Source organism: Oceanobacillus jeddahensis (assembly GCF_000750635.1).
Lineage (GTDB): Bacteria > Bacillota > Bacilli > Bacillales > Amphibacillaceae > Oceanobacillus > Oceanobacillus jeddahense.
The window spans coordinates 111,415-131,199 of record NZ_CCDM010000007.1 but is presented as its reverse complement, the minus strand read 5'-3'; the positions used below and the strand labels follow the sequence as shown (position 1 = coordinate 131,199).

The 19,785-nt window shown below is 37.6% G+C and carries 17 protein-coding genes and 1 other annotated feature; of the genes, 13 read left to right on the top strand and 4 right to left on the bottom strand.

The window, feature by feature from the left end; genetic code table 11:
• Positions 1 to 6: 6 nt before the first annotated feature.
• The 7 genes from BN986_RS23310 (at position 7) to BN986_RS23280 (ending at position 6,623) form a co-directional block, all read left to right on the top strand.
• On the top strand, positions 7 to 594 hold the full coding sequence (locus tag BN986_RS23310; RefSeq protein ID WP_081922319.1) for a YdhK family protein: 588 nt from the start codon (positions 7 to 9) through the stop codon (positions 592 to 594).
• 99 nt (positions 595 to 693) lie between these two features.
• Positions 694 to 1,368: a hypothetical protein gene (locus BN986_RS23305; RefSeq protein ID WP_040984752.1), complete on the top strand. Its 675-nt coding sequence runs from the start codon at positions 694 to 696 to the stop codon at positions 1,366 to 1,368.
• A 36-nt stretch (positions 1,369 to 1,404) separates the two neighbouring features.
• The gene (locus BN986_RS23300) at positions 1,405 to 1,683 is read left to right on the top strand and encodes a glutaredoxin family protein (protein WP_040984750.1); all 279 of its coding nucleotides are present in this window, start codon (positions 1,405 to 1,407) and stop codon (positions 1,681 to 1,683) included.
• A gap of 293 nt (positions 1,684 to 1,976) precedes the next feature.
• Positions 1,977 to 2,597 (top strand): nitrite reductase, encoded by a 621-nt coding sequence (locus BN986_RS23295; RefSeq protein ID WP_040984748.1) that lies wholly within the window; start codon positions 1,977 to 1,979, stop codon positions 2,595 to 2,597.
• A gap of 100 nt (positions 2,598 to 2,697) precedes the next feature.
• A complete protein-coding gene (locus BN986_RS23290; protein ID WP_040984747.1) occupies positions 2,698 to 4,116 on the top strand; it encodes an MFS transporter in 1,419 nt (472 codons plus the stop codon).
• Positions 4,117 to 4,485: 369 nt separating this feature from the next.
• Positions 4,486 to 6,132: an SWIM zinc finger family protein gene (locus BN986_RS23285; protein ID WP_040984745.1), complete on the top strand. Its 1,647-nt coding sequence runs from the start codon at positions 4,486 to 4,488 to the stop codon at positions 6,130 to 6,132.
• Between the two features lie 104 nt (positions 6,133 to 6,236).
• A complete protein-coding gene (locus BN986_RS23280) occupies positions 6,237 to 6,623 on the top strand; it encodes a hypothetical protein (protein WP_040984743.1) in 387 nt (128 codons plus the stop codon).
• Positions 6,624 to 6,678: 55 nt separating this feature from the next.
• Here BN986_RS23280 and ucpA read toward each other — a convergent pair whose 3' ends face one another.
• Positions 6,679 to 7,476: an SDR family oxidoreductase UcpA gene (gene ucpA / locus BN986_RS23275; RefSeq protein ID WP_040984742.1), complete on the bottom strand. Its 798-nt coding sequence runs from the start codon at positions 7,474 to 7,476 to the stop codon at positions 6,679 to 6,681.
• Between the two features lie 409 nt (positions 7,477 to 7,885).
• Between ucpA and BN986_RS23270 the strand changes: the two genes are divergently transcribed.
• Entirely contained in the window at positions 7,886 to 8,455 is a 570-nt protein-coding gene (locus BN986_RS23270; protein ID WP_040984739.1) for a GNAT family N-acetyltransferase, read from the top strand.
• A gap of 90 nt (positions 8,456 to 8,545) precedes the next feature.
• Positions 8,546 to 9,883 carry a D-serine ammonia-lyase gene (locus BN986_RS23265; protein WP_040984738.1) on the top strand — a complete coding sequence of 446 codons (1,338 nt, stop codon included), beginning with the start codon at positions 8,546 to 8,548 and terminating at the stop codon, positions 9,881 to 9,883.
• A gap of 210 nt (positions 9,884 to 10,093) precedes the next feature.
• On the opposite strand, the gene BN986_RS23260 is transcribed toward BN986_RS23265, so the two are convergent.
• Positions 10,094 to 12,103, bottom strand: a complete 2,010-nt coding sequence (locus BN986_RS23260; RefSeq protein WP_040984735.1) for a copper-translocating P-type ATPase — start codon at positions 12,101 to 12,103, stop codon at positions 10,094 to 10,096.
• A 329-nt stretch (positions 12,104 to 12,432) separates the two neighbouring features.
• On the opposite strand from BN986_RS23260, the gene BN986_RS23255 reads away from it, so the two are divergent.
• A complete protein-coding gene (locus BN986_RS23255) occupies positions 12,433 to 12,930 on the top strand; it encodes a class I SAM-dependent methyltransferase (RefSeq protein WP_052401121.1) in 498 nt (165 codons plus the stop codon).
• A gap of 179 nt (positions 12,931 to 13,109) precedes the next feature.
• The gene (locus BN986_RS23250) at positions 13,110 to 13,343 is read left to right on the top strand and encodes a hypothetical protein (RefSeq protein WP_040984733.1); all 234 of its coding nucleotides are present in this window, start codon (positions 13,110 to 13,112) and stop codon (positions 13,341 to 13,343) included.
• A gap of 216 nt (positions 13,344 to 13,559) precedes the next feature.
• Here BN986_RS23250 and BN986_RS26820 read toward each other — a convergent pair whose 3' ends face one another.
• Positions 13,560 to 13,682: a helix-turn-helix transcriptional regulator gene (locus BN986_RS26820; RefSeq protein ID WP_262362494.1), complete on the bottom strand. Its 123-nt coding sequence runs from the start codon at positions 13,680 to 13,682 to the stop codon at positions 13,560 to 13,562.
• Positions 13,683 to 14,188: 506 nt separating this feature from the next.
• Here BN986_RS26820 and BN986_RS23245 point away from each other — a divergent pair.
• On the top strand, positions 14,189 to 16,090 hold the full coding sequence (locus BN986_RS23245) for an endonuclease MutS2 (RefSeq protein WP_040984731.1): 1,902 nt from the start codon (positions 14,189 to 14,191) through the stop codon (positions 16,088 to 16,090).
• A gap of 879 nt (positions 16,091 to 16,969) precedes the next feature.
• Here the strand turns inward: BN986_RS23245 and BN986_RS23240 are convergent.
• A complete protein-coding gene (locus tag BN986_RS23240; RefSeq protein ID WP_040984729.1) occupies positions 16,970 to 17,491 on the bottom strand; it encodes a GNAT family N-acetyltransferase in 522 nt (173 codons plus the stop codon).
• 215 nt (positions 17,492 to 17,706) lie between these two features.
• Positions 17,707 to 17,974, top strand: a binding site (T-box leader).
• A 64-nt stretch (positions 17,975 to 18,038) separates the two neighbouring features.
• Here BN986_RS23240 and BN986_RS23235 point away from each other — a divergent pair.
• The gene (locus BN986_RS23235; protein WP_052401120.1) at positions 18,039 to 19,724 is read left to right on the top strand and encodes a 2-isopropylmalate synthase; all 1,686 of its coding nucleotides are present in this window, start codon (positions 18,039 to 18,041) and stop codon (positions 19,722 to 19,724) included.
• The last annotated feature ends 61 nt before the right edge of the window (positions 19,725 to 19,785 follow it).

Here is a 19,785-nt window from a genome sequence, read left to right as displayed (position 1 = left end):
ATGTCCATTAAGAAGTGGGTTTCCTTAGGGATTATCTATGTAGTAGCTGTTTTCGCAGCGTTTGCCATTATTACCGGGCAAAATCCAATGGCTAGCGGAGAAATGGAACATGCTGAACACGCAGATGAACATGAGCATGAAGGGATGGATCATTCAGCTGAAGAAATGTCTAGTTCTGGAGACATCCCTGCAGGTCTTCAAGAAGCAACGGCCCCGACATTTGAAATCGGCAGTGAGGCAATAATCCGTGCTGATCATATGCCAGGAATGGATGGTGCTGTTGCGGAAATCTCCGGTGCATTTGATACGACTGTTTATACCGTATCTTATACGACAGATGATGGACAGGAAATTGAAAATCATAAGTGGGTCATCCATGAAGAATTGGAAAATCCTGATGCTGCCCCACTAGAGCCTGGTACGGAGGTTGTATTGAATGCGGACCATATGGAAGGAATGGACGGTGCTCATGCGGAAATCGATTCGGCAGACAAAACCACTGTCTACATGGTTGATTTTGAAACCACAGATACTGGAGAAGAAGTTCAATACCATAAATGGGTAACAGAGGGAGAGTTAGCACCGGCAGATTAAGAGTTATCCTCTTGTAAAAAAGTTCTTCTCATAGAATCTGTCGAAGTAAACGGGAATGCAGTGAATTATCATATGAAGAAATCAAAGGAGGAAGTAAAAATGGATCATAGTCATCACCATCACCACCATCATCATTCAGGTGAATCAGAGGTAAAAGTAAATGTAACGTATAAGGACGGAAAAATATCTATCGCCTTAGAGGATAATACCGGAAAAGCGCCGGAACTGGCTTTAGCACATGAAAAAGAAATGCATTTTATAATGGTATCGAATGATTTGGAGCAGTATTATCATTTGCATCCGGAAAAAGAGCAGGAAGGACTTTATACGATTAACCAGCCTTTAAAGGATGGTACCTACAAAGCCTTTGTTGATATTACACCAAAGGAAAAAGCATATCAGGCAACTCCCAATCCTGTTCAGGTCGGAACGAAGGAAACAGGTGAAGCTGTCTTAAAGCCTGACGATGATTGGACCAAAAAAGTAGATGGTAAAACTGTTACGTTGGAGGACGTCAAAGCAGAGACCGGAAAAGCAGTACCTTTAGACTTTAAAATGCATGGAGAAACTCCTGAACCGCATTTAGGTGCTTTAGGGCATGTAGTCATTGTAGATGAAGCAGCAGAACAATATATCCATGTTCATCCAGATTCTGACGACACAACGACATTCCATGCTCAATTTCCAAAGCAAGGAATGTATAAAATTTGGGCAGAATTTGAATTTGATAATAAGGTATACACTTATTCATTCAATATTGAAGTAAGTAAATAAAGAATGTCATGATACCTGGAGGAGGTAAGTTAACAAATGGCTGCATATCAATTGGAAATCTATACAAGACCAACTTGTTCAGATTGCCAGGACTTGAAAAACTTCTTGGAAAAACATCAAATCCCGCATCAACAATATGACTTAGCAAAACAGCCAGAAAAAGAGGAAGCGTTGAAAAAGATTACAGGAAATAGAATCGTTCCCGGCATCATTTTTTCTCAATCTTCTATGCTGGGTTTAAGAAAAAAAGCGAAAAGTATGACTGGATTTGAGCAAAATAAAGAAGAAATCAAAAAGCTGTTAGAAGTCAGCTAAGAGAAAGAAATGGATTCCATAAAACGAAACTTCACTCCGTGGGAGTTTTTGTTTTTTTCCACTAAGTGTTAGTTGAGTGATTCAGGGAGCTAGCGTCCGTTAGCTCCCACCTAAATAAATTTATTTTTATGCTTAATTTTAAGGTGGGAGTTTTACGGACGGTTCTCCGTGATAAAGAGGTTTTATTTCTTTATGGAATCTATTTTGTAGTAACGAATTGTTTTTATCATTTTAAATACCTTACTGACGTATTGTATAAAGTGGTAAAAAATAAAAAAGAGGGGAGAATCTATATGGAGAGCGATGAAAAAAAGATTAAAATCGCTGTCAATGGAGGTATCGGATTTGGATCAAAACTAAATGCCAAACAACTACTGCTCATCTCCAAATATATGAATGAAGACGAGGAGCTAGAATTAACCACTTTTCAACAGCTTTATATCGAAATACCCGAAAACAAAAAAGAAGAAATAATACAGGAGTTTGAAAATGTTGGATTGGCTTGTTATCCAGTAGGAAATTATGTGAAGAGCTTAAGAACCTGTAATTTCTGTAAAGGGGAAGAGCGGGAAGGGATGCCTGTTGCTAAAGAGTTAAATAAACGATTTGCCGGCAAACAAGTTCCTTTTACCTTAAAGATGGCTTATACAGGCTGTCCGATTGGCTGTGGAGAACCAATGGTCAGCGATATAGGCGTTATGAAATTTAAGGATCAGTATAATTTATACGTAGGGGGAAAGGGCAAGGGTTTCGATGCAGAAGTGGGAATGCTTCTCAAAGAGAATCTGGAGCCGGAAGAGTTATACGATTTAATAGCGGAGATTATTGACAGCTATGCAAAACTTGGCAAGAAAAGAGAGACTTTCTTTAAATTCTGGAGAAGAATTGGGAAAGATCAATTGATAAATGTATAAAACGAAATTTCACTTAAATAGTAATTTTACGGATGCTATTACGTAATAAATAACATCTTTATGATGATCAGATACATGTACTATTGGAGGTAATACAACGATGTCTACACATACAAATACAATCGCACAACCAGACCCTAAACGGTGGAAGGCACTGTTTTTATTATGTTTTGCGAACTTCCTTGTCATAATGGATGCATCTATTATTCAAATTGCCCTGCCGTCCATTCAGAAGTCACTCGGTTATACGCAAGAAAGTTTGCAATGGGTGATGAGCGCATTTCTGCTCATATTTGGGGGCTTCCTGTTATTAGGAGGGAAATTAGCTGATTTATATGGCAACCGCCGGATTTTTAATATTGGTGTTTTTATTTTGGCAGTTTCATCTTTATTTGCAGGTTTATCCTGGAGTGAAATAAGTTTAAATATATTCCGTGGAATGCAAGGATTGGGTTCTGCTTTAATTGCTCCTTCAGCTCTATCTATGGTCATGCGGCTGTTTAATTTCAGCTCGTCTGAAAAAGCAAAGGCACTTGCTTTTTGGGGCTTGTCTGGTGCAGCAGGAGGCGCATTTGGAATTGTATTTGGCGGACTTTTAACTGGATCACTCGGCTGGCGTTGGACATTGTTCATCTATGTACCGTTAAGTATTATAGTTTTGATTTTCAGCCCTAAGCTATTACAAAAATCCGGACAAAGAATGAAAGGACGTATTGATTATGTTGGTGCTGTTTTAGTCACAGCATCTCTGATGTTACTTGTTTATGGTATTGTATCAGCGGAACACAGCGGCTGGACATCAAGTAATGTTATGATTTCACTGATTGCAGGTGTTGTTCTGTTTCTGATTTTCCTTCTTGTAGAATCCAAGATGAAAGAAGCGCTATTACCACTTCATATTTTTAAAACACCTAATTTAGGTATTGGTAATATCGGTGTCTTTTTAACACAGGCCGCATGGTTCCCATTAATTTATATGTTGATCCTTTATTTGCAGCAAGTGTTACAGTACTCTCCGACAGCCGGCGCAATGGCAGTATTGCCTGTGCCTTTATTTATGGCATTCTTCATGATCGTCGTAGCTGAAAAGGTATTAGCAAAATTGGGTATAAAAATGACGATGGTTGCAGGCTTTGTGATTCTCGGCTTGGGTAATATTCTCTTTTCACAATTTGCAACAGTAGATGGCACTTATTTTATCAGCGTATTATTCCCTTCATTCGTAGCAGCGTTAGGTAATGCACTTGCTTATTTGGCGGCTACAACAGCATCAGTGTCAGAAGTAGAACCGAAAAAAACAGGGCTTGCATCTGGTTTATACAACACGAATTTTCAAATCGGCTCTGCCATTGGTCTATCCGTTATGGTTGCAATTGCCGGTGCGGCAACAAGTGCGAGTGACGCTACTGATTCAGTTGTTGCTTTAAATGAAGGTTTCCAACAAGGCTTCTTTTGGGCAGGTATGTTTGCTTTCGTTGGAGCGGTGTTAGCTGTATTGTTTGTACGTTCAAGCAAATAATAAGATTTTTTCAATTAATACTATTTCTTTGTCAAATACAGCACATTATTAAAATAATTTGAAGCAGCTCATATCAATTTTTAATTTGATATGAGCTGCTTCATTTGTTTTATCGTAGTGTAACTGGCTGGGGATGGGACTGCGATAACTCGTCCCATCGAAAACCATTGCGATAACTCGCCCCATCGTAAAAAGCTGTGCGTCGAAAACTCCCGTTGAGTAAAATTTCGTTTTATAAATAGATCAGATTGGTCCTATTCATTATAATAAGAGTTAAACACGCTTATTAAAGATAAATATTTAAAAGAGTTCTTCCTTTTCCAAGCATATTTAAAACTATAAAATAAAGGTGAAAGGGAGGCGAAGCGCATGACCTGGCAGCAACAATTTATGGAACACATTCTGGACAGGGGATTCGATTATTATCATCGTGATCTAGTACAAGATATATCAATTCAAGAAGATGTTATTGAAGCAACAGTGTATGGAACAGAAATATATGATGTAGAAGTGGAACTGGCAGACGGAGAAGTGACTCTGCTAAGTTGTGATTGCCCATTTGCTTTAGATGGGAATCATTGCAAGCATATGGCAGCAGTCTTGTTTTATGTCGATAATGTCGATTCTATTAAAAAAGAGTATCCAGACAAAAGTAAGGAAAATATTTCCGAATTCGTAAAAGAAGCAGATGAGAAACTTATCCGTGATTTTCTAACAAGTATTCTGGAAGATGATGAAAAACTGCTGAATCGTTTTAAAAGTATTATGAAGTATTCGCTTTCGCCGGAAGATATGAAAAGATATAAGAATCAAATAAATAACATATTATATAGACATGCAGGAGGACATGACTTTATTGATTACTATAGTGCAAGTAATTTTGCAGCTGAATTAGAAGAGTTTCTTGATAATGATATACGAGGTATGATAGAAAACGGCTTCTATCAGGAAGCGTTTGTGTTAACGAATGATCTATTCATCAAGCTGGGAAACCAGGATATAGACGATTCAGGTGGAGAAACCGGGATACTTTCCCAAATGTGTATGGAAATTTGGCAGGAAATATTGGAATATAGTGATGCACCATTAAAGAAAAAGATGTTTCGCTGGTTTATGGAGAGTTTAGATGGGTCAGTTATTGATTATATGGAAGATTATTTAGAAGAAATGCTGTTTGAAAATTTTCAAGAGGATGTATTTATTGCAGAGAAACTTGTATTTTCAGATCAGCAGGTGCAAAAATTCAAAAAAGAAGAGGATTCCTGGTCGAGAGGGTATGCTGCTGGGAAATGGGCTATTAGACATATAGAAATGCTGGAAGAACAAAATGCAGCTGAATCTGAAATGGATGCCTATTGTGAAAAACATCTGGAATTTAATCGAGTCAGGAAATACTATATTGAACACTGCATCAACAGAAAAGCGTATGATAAAGCAATTCATTTACTTGAAGACGGGAAAAATGCAGATAAAGGTCTTTCGGGACTTGTAAGAGATTACAGCCTGCAATTGAAAAATATCTATAAACAGATGGGGAACAATCGGGCTTATGAGCAGGAATTATGGTCTTTAGTGCTGGAATATCAGAAGGGCAATTTAGATATTTTTAATGAATTGAAGCTGCTTTACCCGGAGGAAGAATGGAAGGTACAAAGAGAGGTCATTTTTAATGCGGTTTCTCCCGGTAGAGAAATTGCTGATTTGTATGAATCTGAAAAGTTATATGACCGTCTGCTGCAAGTGGTGTTAGATTCCCCATCACTCCATACGTTGCAAGCATATGAAAAAAGTTTAATGAAGTTATATCCTCATCAACTTTTAAATAAATATGAAATGATTGTACAAAATATGGCAAGACCTACAACAGACCGCAGACGATATCAGGAGATTGTTGCTCTATTAAGAAACATGAAAAAATATCCAGAAGGAGAACAGAAGGTAAAAGAAATTGTGAGGGAATGGCAGTCTCTTTATAAAAACCGGCGGGCAATGATGGATGAATTAAGCAGGTTATGATGCTGCATAAGTATGTTTTTAATCAGAATTTATCGTGTGTAGAAACGACGGGGAACAAAACGCTATAAATTTTCCAATAATTAATATAGAGAAAGGAGCCCGTTATGAGAGAAGCAATTATGCTAATTGTAGATTTAATCAATGATATTCATGATATTATCGCCAGTACATTTGGTTCGAATATGACAGATAAAGAATTGCATTTCTGGATTTTCGGTATTCTGGGTATTGTTACATTCTTCTTTGTCTATATTTTATTTAAGCTTCTATCTAAATTAAAGTGGAGTATTGCTATTTTAGCATTTATTTATACATTTACTATGATGATTGTCCTTGTATTTGCCGTGGAAATTCAGCAGGCATATACGCAGCGCGGGAACATGGAATTCGCAGATGCAGTCATGGGCTTATGGGGATTTATTGTCTTCTTTGCTGTTTATGCTGTGATCGGTATTATTGGTTACTTTATCTATAAAGCAATGAAAAAATAAATTAGGCACCTTGTTAAATTAGATAAATAACAAGGTGCCTTTACTATGCTTTCACTTATTCAATTCCTACTGAAACAGATTCCGGCAGGGTGCTGCCTCCGTCAATGACATATTGACCGCCTGTCATGTAGCTAGATTCATCACTTCCTAAAAATGCTGCAAGCTCTCCAACCTCTTTAGGTAAGCCAAGACGTCGCATTGGAATAGCGGTTGCCATCTCTGTAAGTACAGATTCGGGATCATCCGGGTTGGATGTTCTCGCAATGCTTTCAGCCATCGGTGTTCGAGCATACCCCAGCTGCATGGCGTTGACACGGATATTTTTAGCGGCGTACTCTACAGCTAGTGATTTAGTAAAACCGATTAATGCTGCTTTGGAAAGTGCATAAGCTACTTCACCCGGGTCAGCAACAATATCTCCAGTTACCGAAGACATCACAACAATATTGCCGCCGCCATTTTCAAGCATGTATGGTAAGACTGCTTTGGTCGTATTCCATACGCCTTTAATATTTACATCAATATGGAAATTAAGGTCATCGTCACTCATTTCCAGGAAATCTCCTAATTTACATACACCTGCAATTGCTGCCAATACATCAATTTGACCAAATCGGCTCACGGCTTCCTTTGCAGCTGCTTTACAGGAATCTACATCGGTAACATCTACAATTTGTGTTTCAACCTTTACATCATATGTTTTTGAAATTTCTTTTGCTACCTCTTCTACTTTAGGATTAATATCGACAATCATTAACTGCGCACCATGCTTGGCATAAACATGTGCAATTCCTTCTCCAAGTCCCATTGCTGCACCAGTAATAAATGCAGTTTTTCCCTCTAACTTTTTCATGAAATCGCCTCCAATTTAGTAATAGTACGTGTTCAAAAAGTTCGATAAATAGGATCAAGTCGGTTAAGAACGCGACGTCCTGTCGCAGCACCGACACTAGCACGTCCTGTTCGTCGGAAGTTTAAGGCGACGTGTTATTTCCGAACGGAGCGTATGCTTTATAATACGTGAGTATCGGAAATAACACGTCAACGCAGAAATTCGCCGTGTCATTTTTATTGGACTTTTTGAACATCCTCTAATAATAGATTTATCATCTTTATTATAACGTACAATATTTGTGTATATATTATAATTTAATAAATATCGAAATTTTGTAAAATATAAATGGTAGAATGAAAAGAAATGACTTTATTGTGGCATTGCGATCATTGGCGTGTATGTTAATAAAAAAGGGGGGAGGGATAAAATGATAGATTTAGGTGATAAACCTCTATTGAAAGGTGAAAAGGTAATGCTCAGGTCTTTTAAAGAAGAAGATTTTCCTTTTATCAAAGAATGTTTAACAGATTATGAAGTTTTAAAATTAACCGGCAGCGATATGGATTTTGATTTTGCTGAGGAAGAGGAAACCATTGTTGATTGGTATCGTACAAGAGAGTTACAGACCGATCGTTTGGATCTCGCCATCGTCGATCTTTCTCAAGGCATATTAGTAGGTGAAGTAGTCATTAATTTATATGATGAAGCCAAGCATAGTATGAATTTTAGAGTACTTATTGGTCCAAAGGGAAGGGATCGTGGTTTGGGAACAGAAGCAACACAGCTTATAATTGATTATATATTTAAAAACACGACACTTAACCAGTTGACTTTAAGTGTTCTGGAATTTAATCCAAGAGCAAGGCATGTTTATGAAAAAGTGGGCTTTATGGAAGAAAGTGTCGATAAAAATGAATTAGAGTTTGAAGGGGAATGGATTGATTCTATTAATATGAAATTAACACGAGAAAATTGGCTGAATAGAGACAACACGTGATTGGATACCTGTCATGAAGTTATTTGTTTTCATTAAATCATGTTATAATCATACGTAATATAACCATTTCAAAGAAGAGGTGACAAGCTAATGACAACGGTAAAAGGGAGACCGATTGAGGAATGGATTAGCGAATTTCCAGACCTCGGCCCTATCATCCATTGCGCACCATTTTATTGGAGCAATCCTTATGCAGTGGAAAGCAAAAAAGCATTACAAGGACAGCCGCTTCAGCTGGAGGATATACAAGATGCAGAAGCACGCTTAAAGCGATTTGCGCCTTTTATATCAAAAGCCTATCCTGAAACAGCGAATGCAGGAGGAATTATTGAATCACCATTAAAAAAAGGGGATCACATCAAAGCCCGATTAGAAACCATTACAGGTCAAAAGATCCCAGGTGCGTTTTATATAAAGCTGGACAGTCATTTACCTATTTCCGGGTCCATTAAAGCAAGAGGCGGTATATATGAAGTACTTAAACATGCAGAAACGTTATTGCAGGAGCATCATCTGTTGTCAGAAAAAGATGACTACAGCAAACTTACAGAAGAAACGTATCGGAAGTTTTTTTCGCAATATACCATTCTGGTAGGTTCTACAGGTAATTTAGGATTAAGTATCGGTGTCATCAGCGCTAAGCTCGGTTTTCATGTGATTGTCCATATGTCTGCAGATGCAAAACAGTGGAAAAAGGATTTACTAAGAGAGCGCGGCGTGCAGGTGGTGGAGCATCCATCCGACTATAGTAAGGCTGTGGAACAGGGGAGAAAAGAAGCGGAAAATGATCCGAAGAGCTATTTTGTAGATGATGAAAATTCCACAGATCTATTTTTGGGATATACGGTGGCAGCGATTCGTTTGAAAAAACAATTAGAAGAACAGGCAATTCAAGTAAGCCCGGAAAAGCCGCTCCATGTTTATTTACCATGTGGTGTTGGTGGAGGACCAGGCGGTGTTGCCTTTGGCTTAAAAGTAATCTTTGGCGATGCAGTAAAATGTTACTTTGCTGAACCAACCCATTCTCCATGTATGCTAATAGGGATGATGACAAGGCTGCATAATGAAGTTTCGGTCCATGATTTTGGATTAGATAATCAAACAGCAGCAGACGGCTTAGCTGTAGGTAGAGCCTCTGGTTTTGTTGGAAAAGTGATGGAACCGCTGCTGGAAGGAATCTATACAGTAAGTGATGAGCAAATGTTTCGCTTCGTTGCAGAGATGGTTGACGCAGAGGGTATTCACCTTGAACCTTCTGCCGTAACAGGGTTAATGGGGCCTTCCTATGTGGTCCAAAATGATCCGAAAATAACGGAAGAAGATACACATTTAATTTGGGCTACTGGTGGAAGCATGGTTCCAGATGAGATTAAGGAAGCAACGTATCAAAAAGGAGTTCGTTATAAAGCTGATCCGGATAAGGGATAAATTTGTTTTTGCAGTTGACCTGAACATATAAGCACGACTCGTTCCATGAAGCGTATTTTTAATAGAATGAGGGATCTAAAAGTTTATTCCGCCCGCTTAAAGATTGGAAAATCTGAAGAAATATAATTTCACATGATGTAAAAGGAAAACGCAAATCAAATATTGTTTTTGATTTGCGTTTCCTGCTTTCTATCAAAATTTTTCTTAAGCTTAAGCATCTTTCGTTTTCAATAATCTGGCATTGAAAGCTACAATAATGGTACTGAGTGACATTAATATGGCACCAACAGCAGGGTCTAAAACAATACCCCAAGGAGCTAAAATTCCTGCAGCTAATGGAATAGCAATAATATTGTAGCCAGCTGCCCACCAAAGATTTTGAATCATTTTCCGATAGGTTAGGCGAGATAGCTCTATAATGGAAACAACATCTACCGGGTTACTATTAACTAATACAATATCTGCTGTTTCCATTGCTACATCTGTTCCGGCGCCAACTGCCACACCTAAGTCCGCAGTAGCTAAAGCAGGAGAGTCATTAATTCCATCCCCAGTCATGGCTGTTCTTTTCTTATTTGTTCGCAGTTGTTTAATTTGATCTGCTTTTTGATCTGGGAGCACCTCTGCAATCACATGATCAATACCGATTTCTTTAGCAACCCCATCAGCCACGGTTTGGTTATCCCCAGTCAGCATTTGTGCTTCAATACCAAGCTCATGCAAACGGCTGACAGCTTCTTTAGAAGAATCTTTGATTTGGTCGGCAAGTGCAATCATACCAATAAATTGTTCTTCCTCTAAAACGAAAATAACAGTTTTACCGGCATCCGATAACTTTTTAAACGTATCTGTATCATAAGAAATATTGTTTTTATTCATATATCCAGGACTTACTGCTAAAAGCCAGCTATCCTCTAATTTTGCTTTTACGCCAGCGCCTGTTATCGAATCAAAGGTCTTAGGGGCCGTTAAACGTAAATTCTCTTGTTTAGCTGAAGCAACAATTCCGGCGGCTATCGGATGTTCAGACTGTGATTCAATAGAAGCTGCTTTTTGCAAGAGCTCTTTTTCTGTTATCCCCTCATTTGGAATAATATCTGTTACAGCAAATTCCCCTTTGGTTAACGTTCCCGTTTTATCAAATACAACCGTGTCAATTTTTCTTGCATCTTCAAAGCTGGCACGATTTCGGATAAACAATCCGTTTTGTGCGGATAAATAAGTAGAACGGGCAACTACCAATGGAATAGCTAATCCCAGTGCGTGCGGACAAGAAATAACCAGGACGGTAACCATTCGTGTCATTGCTTCCTCTAAACCATAGCCAAGAGAAAGCCAAACAATAAATGTGATGATTCCTGCAGCTACAGCAACATAAAACAATAGTTTTGCTGCACGATCGGATAGTTGCTGTGTTTTTGACTTACTTTCCTGAGCTTCTTTGACAAGCTGGATAACTTGGGAAAGATAACCCTCTTCACTTGTTTTCGATACTTCAATTGTAAATGATCCCGATGTATTAATAGAACCCCCAATGGCTTCATCTTTGATTTCCTTCTCTACAGGGACGGATTCACCTGTAAGCATGGATTCATCGACAGAGGATTTTCCATCCAAGATAATACCATCAACCGGTATCTTTTCACCGGGTTTAATAAGCACATGGTCGCCTTTTTGAAGCTCTGAAACTTGGACAGTTTCGGTATTTCCTTCTTTATCAATTTTTGTTGCTTCTTGTGGCATCAGCTCCACTAAAGATTCCATAGAATCAGAGGCTTTGCTGACCGATTTCATTTCCACCCAATGTCCCAGCAGCATAATGACAATTAATGTTGCTAATTCCCAGAATAAATCGTGACCTTCCAGTCCGAGTACGGTTGCGGCGCTATAAACATAAGCTACGGTAATCGCAAAACCGATTAAGGTCATCATTCCAGGAGACTTTTGTTTTAATTCATCAATAGCGCCTGTTAAGAAAGGCCAGCCGCCATAAAAGAAAATAATGGACGCCAGAATCAGTTCGATCCAATGGTCCCCTGAAAAGGATAATGAATAATTAAAGAAAGACTGGATCATATCTGAAAGCAGAATAATTGGCAGGGCTAGTACCAGTGAAATGTAGAACCGCTTTTTAAAATCTGCAATCATATGTTCATGGTGATGTTGATGAGAATGTGAACTGTGTTCATCATGATGGTTGTGATGATGTTGTTCATGCATTTTAACCAACTCCTTTCTTCTCTCTACAAATATTATACCCCTGCAAGGTATTTAAGAAACATGAAATGTACCATTTTTGTCTATTTGATTGGATGCTAGTAAGTGAGAAAAGTGATATAGTGGGAAAACGAAAATGATTGAAAAGAGTAATGAAAGAGAAAAAATAAGTTCATGAAATATGTATGCGAAAAGTTATCGTAAGGAAATAGCTATCCTATTTTAGTAAATAATTCATTAATAATTGTAAAAATTCCTAATGTAAATTATAATGAACCTGCAAAATTTTAGCAGAGTTGAGATAGTAGAGTTTAGAAAAGGAGAGCTGAGAGATGAGTGAAACGAAATATTATGAACAAACAGGTGTTGCAATGACATGCCGTTCATTCAATGAGTATAAGGAAATGTTTATGCTCGATGACCTATTATTAAACAAAGGGAAAATTCTTGATGTTGCTTCAGGTGCTTCTTCATTTGTGGCTGAATTAAGTAAACGAGGTTATGATGCAGTAGCTGTTGATCCGCTTTATAGCCTATCGTTGGAGGGAATGAATGATTTTGGTAGTAGAGAAATCCAAATAGCAACTGAAAAGATAGATAAAATCAAGGATTTCTTTGTATGGGATTCCTATGAAAGCATTGAATCTCATAATCAGATTAGAATAAATTCTTTCGAACAGTTTTTAGAAAGCTATGCTGAAGAAGAGAAGTATTTTTCAGCAGCATTGCCATCACTGCCATTTGAAGATGAAACATTTTCTTTAATTGTATGTAACCACTTTTTATTTTTATCACGGAGAACCGCCCATAAAACTCCCGCCACAAAATAAAGAGCGAAAATAAATTTATATAGGCGGGAGATAACGGGCGCTACCTCCCTGAATCACTTAGGCTAATTCAGTGGGAGAATTAAGGAAGCAGACTAAGTTCGCGACGTCCTGTCGCAACGTCTGCACTAGCACATCCTGTGCGTCGAAAAACTCCCACTGAATGAAGTTTCGTTTTATATTTGGAACAGTTTGATTATGACTTCCATTTAAAAGCAATTAACGAACTGATTCGAATTGCTAAAAAAGATGGAGTTATTCGAATTTATCCGCTGACAGGTTTTAAAAATGAGCCCTATCCATATTTGGATGAATTAATAAAAACATTAAGCAGCAATAATGTTGAAATGGAATTAAAAAGTACCAATTTTCGATTTGTACCTTCAGCAACGCATTTTTTAAATATAAGAAAATAGGTACTGCAAAGTCAGGTGATTTTTTGATCCTGGCTTTTTGCATGTAAAAGTTGGATTCCCTATCCATTATTATGAGGTGAATGGAATAAATTTATTTCGTTATTCAGACATAGTGGATAGGGTGGCAGGGGTGGAAATAACCCCCTATAAATTCAAACAAACTGACACTATTAAAAATCATTCAATATAACGATATATAATAATAACCTTCTTTTGCTAAGACGAAAGATCAAATAAATTATTTTTTAAAGTGAATTCTACAAGCTCACTTTTTTTATGAATATTCAGCTTCTGAAAAATCCTAGTTTTATGCGTGTCAACGGTTTTAATAATGATAATCAGTTTCGAAGCATTGTTTAATTTAGAGATTAGTCAGTCTATTTACAGATCTGGCAAACTTATGTATACTATCTGTACATAAGATAGATTTCAATGCTATTTAAATAAATAAGGAGTGTGCTGTGTGAGTATTGTAGTAGGTTCTAAATAGGATAATTTAAAACGAAATAAATATGGAAATAATTAGGGTGGATAGACCCTTTATTTGTAATGTATTTATTTCAACCTATGAAGATACCTGCTGAACTTATAAGCACCTCATCATAATAGTCTTGTCCTGTTGTATTGCCTGCTTTTTTGAAACAGATGAATATAACAGGGGGATGATTATGGTCAAAATGCTGCGGTATCCCTGCGGCTTTTTTTATTGATATAAAATTCATTCTCAAAATGGATGAGAAGATACACATTGAAATCTAATGGGCAGGTATCTTCATTCATATGCTCTCTTTTAAACAGGAGAGGAATTTGATTACTTCAACGCATAACGTAAAGGAGAACAAAAAATGAATGAGATAACCTTTGAGAAACTGCAATATAACGAATTAAAACAAATTATCAGATCCTATTGTGTCAGCGGGCTGGGAAAGCAATTAATGGATACATTAAAACCCAGTTCCAATATCAATATTGTAAAAAGTCGATTGAATGAAACGACAGAAGCGGTGGCTGTATTGAATACGAACAGCCGTGTTCCTTTCCTGGGCGTTTCCAACATTGAAAACATTATGCAAAATCTGGAGAAGGGAATCGTCTTACAGCCGGATGATTTAGTAAATGTATCTGATTTCCTCCGGGGCTGCCGGAAAATCAAAAAATATATGCTCGATAAAGCATTTTTTGCACCTGTTTTAGCTTCTTATGCAAATTCAATGGCTGTATTTCAAAGTATAGAAGAAGAGCTTGACTTTTCGGTCAAAGGGAATCGAATTGATTCTGCAGCCAGTAAAGAATTAAAACGAATTCGAAACAACATCCAAGCTGTTGAAGCAAAGATGGAAGAACGTTTAAACCGATTTTTGAAAAGCAGCGCGAATAAAAAATATATCCAGGAAGCTTTTATCAGTAAAAAAGATGAGCGTTACACGATTCCAATCAAAGCTGCTTATAAGCATCATGTCGATGGCATAATTGTAGATACATCTTCCAAAGGTTCTACAGTTTTTATTGAACCTGCTGCAGTCAGTAAATTAAATAATGAACTTGCTGTACTAAAAGCAGAGGAGCAGATGGAAGAATATCAAATTTTAGCAACCTTATCAGGAATGATTTTAGAGAATATCAGCGAGTTGAAAATAAATATGGAATTGATTGGTCAATATGATATGGTGTTTGCTAAAGCAAAATTTAGTAAGCAGACGGATGGCCTGGAGCCGAAGTTGAATGATCATGGGTATTTGAAGCTGATTGATTGTAAACATCCGCTGTTAACAGGCGAAGCAGTGCCATTGAATTTTGAGATAGGTGAAGACTTCAGGAGTTTGATTATCACCGGTCCCAATGCCGGCGGGAAAACCGTTGTGTTAAAAACGATTGGCCTACTTACATTATCTGTGATGTCAGGGTTTCATATAACGGCCAATAAGGAAACGGAAATCAGTTTATTTGAAAACATTTTTGTAGATATTGGCGATAATCAAAGTATGGAAAATGCACTAAGTACATTCTCCTCCCATATGCAAAATATAGCTGAGATTATGCAGCAGGCAAATCATCGTTCTATCGTACTCTTTGATGAGATTGGCAGTGGAACAGAGCCTAATGAGGGAGCAGCTCTTGCTATATCTATTTTAGAAGAATTTTATCAGATGGGCTGTATTACGGTAGCTACCACCCATTACGGTGAAATCAAGCGTTTTTCAGAAATGCATCCGGACTTCATGAATGCTGCGATGCAATTTAATAGTGAAACACTGGAGCCGCTGTATAAATTGATTATGGGAAGATCGGGGGAAAGCAATGCGCTGTGGATCTCCAGAAAAATGAAGATGAAAGAACAAGTTCTTCAAAAAGCGAAGGATTATATGAATAATAAAGAATATCATTTCGAGCCTGTCAACAAAAATAAGATTCGTAAGCCGAAGACAGTGAAACAGGAATCAACTGTATTTACCGGGTATGAAAAAGGAGATCGGGTAAAGCTGTTGGAATATGATGATTTTGGGATTATCTATGAGAGTGTTGATTCACAATATAATGTAGCCGTTTTTTATAAAAATGAACTGCTTACGGTGAATGTCAAGCGGCTTTCTTTAGAGATCAAAGGGAAGGATTTATATCCGGCAGGTTATGATCTGGACACTTTATTCGAGGACTATCATTCTCTGAAAATGCAGCATGATTTGGAGCGGGGATCTAAAAAAGCGCTGCGGAAAGTGGAGAAAGAGATTCGAGATAGGAAAAAGTAAGTTAAATAACTGGTTACTGGTTTAGTTATATAAAAGGTTAGTTATATCTTTTTTGAAAAAGAGTAACTAACCTTTTTATTTTATAACTCAACTTACGCACCTAAGAATAAGCATATAAATCTTGCTAATTCAGGATTGTCGTGATCTTCATTATTGTGCTTGCTTTTTAGTTAAATCAGCTTTTTTTGAACGAATGATTAGTGTATAGCTTCCGCTCCGTCCAACCACTCCGCTTTCCATGGGGACGGCTTCAGCTAACTTGAAAAGAAGACCGCTTTTCAAGTGGATCTTCAGCTCGCCCTGTTCCCATAGGAGTCTGCGTGGTTGGCCTCCGCTGAGTTAGGAATCTACAGCGAATGAAAGAAATAACATCCTGTTGGATTGCATGAAATAGTAGCTCTTTCGTTTGATAACACACAATCATTCCAGTATTTCAAATGATTGATTTAGCAGTTCGAATCAGGACAGCATAGATAATTAACATTAGGAATAGCTTTCAAACAAAAAAAGAAATCATTGCTGAACATTTTTTCCATGCTCCACAAAAATCTCTTCTGTCTGAACTACCTTTTTTTGTTCAGCTATTTCACGTATAGAAGATCTAACCAGCGGAGGCGGACCGTTTTGACTCCTGTGGGATCAGCACCATCTGAAGATCCACTTTTGCCAAGCGCTCTTCTTGGCAAAAGTTAGCTGAAGAGCGTGCCCCTAGGAAAGCAAAACGGTCCGCCGCAGCGGTAGCATATCAGCGGTGCTTTACACTACACCTTCTCTTCTTTCTTTGTCAAGAGAGTTTTCAAAAGAACGATCAACTCTTGTTTCTATGGAAATGAAGTTACTTTTTAATGTACGAAAGTTGAGTTTTATAATTAACAAAAATTAAAGGGTAATCCAATATCTCCGGATAAGTATATTATTGCTATCAATTATTTTATTTTCTAGTTTTCCATTATTTGCTTCAATCACACTGGCAGAAGCAAGGTTAGAATCATCGCAATTAACAAGAACACGATCTAAATGATTTTCTTTTGCTTTTTTTAATGTTAATTCGAGTATTTTCGCCCCATATCCTTTTCCTCTTTCATCAGGGTGAATAGAGTAGCCAATATGCCCTCCATATTGTTTTAGAAATTCATTCGTTAATTCAAATCTTAAATTTGTTATCCCCAGCAGACGATTGTCAGATTCTCTAATTAAGAGCCATGTACCTGCAGGAGCGTATCCAGCTGGAACAGTTTCTTTTTTTCGATATTTATCCACATCCACTATCCATTGTTTAATAGAATCAGCTTCTGATAGAAAACTGGTACCGTGTAAAACTTCTTCTTTTTCCAGGAAAGCAGCTTTATATGCTGCGATTTGCTCTGCATATTCTTCACTAGGTGTCACTAATTTAACCATATCTACCAATCCTTTCCGAAATTAAATTAAACTAATTAAACCACAATGATTTATCGGTTTCAATACAAAAATCCATCAAAACCCGCCTAAATAAATTAATTTTACGCTTTATTTAGAGGCGGAAGTTTTACGGGCGTTTCTCCATGATAAAATAATTTTAAAATTTCCCTTTCCATTCTCTGATAAATCTGATAAGATAGTGAAAATATCAAAATTGGAATGCAAGGATAAGGAATAGTACTTGTCTGACTTGTTTACAGAAAGTTGCTGGTTGATGGAAAGCAACAACAGGAAAGCAGGGAACTCACCTTAGAGCAGCCTTAGTGAAACAAAAATAATTTAGAAGTAATTAAGGACGGAACCCCACCGTTACATGGGAAGGATATAAGACAAATTTGTCTGTATCTGGATAAGTGCATGATAACATCGGTTTATCATGAAATCGGGGTGGTACCGCGTAAGAATAAGTCTTTCGTCTCCAAGCAAAGTAAATTGCTGGAGAGGAAAGGCTTTTTTTATTTCAATTTAATTTGAGGAGGAATAGGTTATGTTTAATCATCAAAAATACGGCAAGCAATATTTTATGCCACCTGCACTGTCTTATGACTGGGTGAAAAAAGAAACGATAGAGAAAGCTCCGGCGTGGTGTAGTGTTGATTTACGGGATGGGAATCAGGCACTGCCGATCCCAATGAATTTAGAAGAGAAGCTGGCAATGTTTCAGCTATTAGTCGATATCGGATTTAAAGAAATTGAGATTGGTTTTCCAGCTGCCTCTGATACAGAGTTTAATCTGATACGGAAATTGATTGATAATCATATGATTCCGGATGATGTAACGATTATGGTGATTACACAGGCAAGAGAGCATATTATTCGCAGAACCTTTGAAGCGATCCAAGGCGCTCCCAAAGCTATTGTGCATTTATATAATTCAACTTCAGAAGCTCAGCGCAGGCAAGTATTTAAGAAATCCAAAGAAGAAATTAAACAAATTGCTCTAAATGGGGCTGTTTTAGTGAAAGAGCTTGCGGAAGAAGCGGAAGGAGATATTTACTACCAATATAGTCCGGAAAGTTTTTCGGGAACAGAGGTAGAGTATGCTTTAGATATTTGTAATAGTGTTTTAGATATTTGGAAGCCAACACCTGATCATAAAGCGATTATTAATATTCCAGCAACCGTTGAAGTTGCGATGCCGCATATTTTTGCCAGTCAAATTGAGTATATTCACAAAAATTTGTATTATCGGGATGGGGTAACTTTATCCATTCATCCGCATAATGACCGTGGAAGCGGCGTGAGTGATGCTGAATTTGGCGTTTTAGCTGGTGCAGAACGGGTGGAGGGCACTTTATTTGGTATTGGCGAGCGTACAGGAAATGTTGATTTGATTACTTTAGCAATGAATATGTATTCTCAAGGTTTTGACCCTGAATTGGATTTCAGTCAGATGAATGCGATCCGTGAGAAATATGAGAAGCTGACGAGAACAGAAGTACATGAAAGACACCCTTATTCCGGGGACCTTGTTTTTACAGCTTTTTCCGGTTCCCATCAGGATGCGATCTCTAAAGGAATGAAATATCGTCAAGAAACGAATACAGAGAAGTGGGATGTTCCATATATTCCCGTAGATCCTGTGGATATCGGCAGAAATTATCAAGCAGATGTTATTCGAGTCAACAGCCAATCTGGAAAAGGCGGGATCGGTTATATCCTTGAAACGAACTTTGGCGTGAAGCTGCCATATAAAATGAACGAAGCAATGGGATATGCAACGAAAAAAGTATCTGATCAAACAAGCAGAGAGCTTTCTGCGGAAGAAATCTATCACGTCTTTAGAGAAAATTATGTGGCGTATCATCCTCATTTTGAACTTGTGGATTACTATTTTAATAAAGGGACCGGGCAAGAAGTGACGTTAACTATTCAAAAGGATAATGAACGAATCGAATTACAAGGAAAAGGTGCCGGAAGTTTAGACGCCATCAGCAATGCATTAAAAGTACATTTTCATATGGACTATGCGCTGGAGGTCTATGAACAGCAATCTTTAGGAAAGGATTCTTCTGCAGAAGCTTGTGCACAGATTGGTATTTCCCATGAGGGAGAGATTTACTGGGGAGCAGGAATTCATGAGGATATTACTGCAGCATCGGTTTATGCTTTAGTGGTAGCGGTGAACAGACTGGAGGATTCTTTAACAAGTAAAAAAGAAATTGTGAAATGATGAAACCAAAAAGTTTTAAATGTATATAAAACAAAGGCTCCTTCCTCCACATCAAATGGAG

Bases quoted from the DNA above. Each gene is read 5' to 3' on its own strand.
- BN986_RS23305 (WP_040984752.1), top strand. From the start codon at position 694: ATGGATCATAGTCATCACCATCACCACCATCATCATTCAGGTGAATCA.
- BN986_RS23300 (WP_040984750.1), top strand. From the start codon at position 1,405: ATGGCTGCATATCAATTGGAAATCTATACAAGACCAACTTGTTCAGAT.
- BN986_RS23295 (WP_040984748.1), top strand. From the start codon at position 1,977: ATGGAGAGCGATGAAAAAAAGATTAAAATCGCTGTCAATGGAGGTATC.
- BN986_RS23290 (WP_040984747.1), top strand. From the start codon at position 2,698: ATGTCTACACATACAAATACAATCGCACAACCAGACCCTAAACGGTGG.
- BN986_RS23285 (WP_040984745.1), top strand. From the start codon at position 4,486: ATGACCTGGCAGCAACAATTTATGGAACACATTCTGGACAGGGGATTC.
- BN986_RS23280 (WP_040984743.1), top strand. From the start codon at position 6,237: ATGAGAGAAGCAATTATGCTAATTGTAGATTTAATCAATGATATTCAT.
- ucpA (WP_040984742.1), bottom strand. From the start codon at position 7,476: ATGAAAAAGTTAGAGGGAAAAACTGCATTTATTACTGGTGCAGCAATG.
- BN986_RS23270 (WP_040984739.1), top strand. From the start codon at position 7,886: ATGATAGATTTAGGTGATAAACCTCTATTGAAAGGTGAAAAGGTAATG.
- BN986_RS23265 (WP_040984738.1), top strand. From the start codon at position 8,546: ATGACAACGGTAAAAGGGAGACCGATTGAGGAATGGATTAGCGAATTT.
- BN986_RS23260 (WP_040984735.1), bottom strand. From the start codon at position 12,103: ATGCATGAACAACATCATCACAACCATCATGATGAACACAGTTCACAT.
- BN986_RS23255 (WP_052401121.1), top strand. From the start codon at position 12,433: ATGAGTGAAACGAAATATTATGAACAAACAGGTGTTGCAATGACATGC.
- BN986_RS23245 (WP_040984731.1), top strand. From the start codon at position 14,189: ATGAATGAGATAACCTTTGAGAAACTGCAATATAACGAATTAAAACAA.
- BN986_RS23240 (WP_040984729.1), bottom strand. From the start codon at position 17,491: ATGGTTAAATTAGTGACACCTAGTGAAGAATATGCAGAGCAAATCGCA.
- BN986_RS23235 (WP_052401120.1), top strand. From the start codon at position 18,039: ATGTTTAATCATCAAAAATACGGCAAGCAATATTTTATGCCACCTGCA.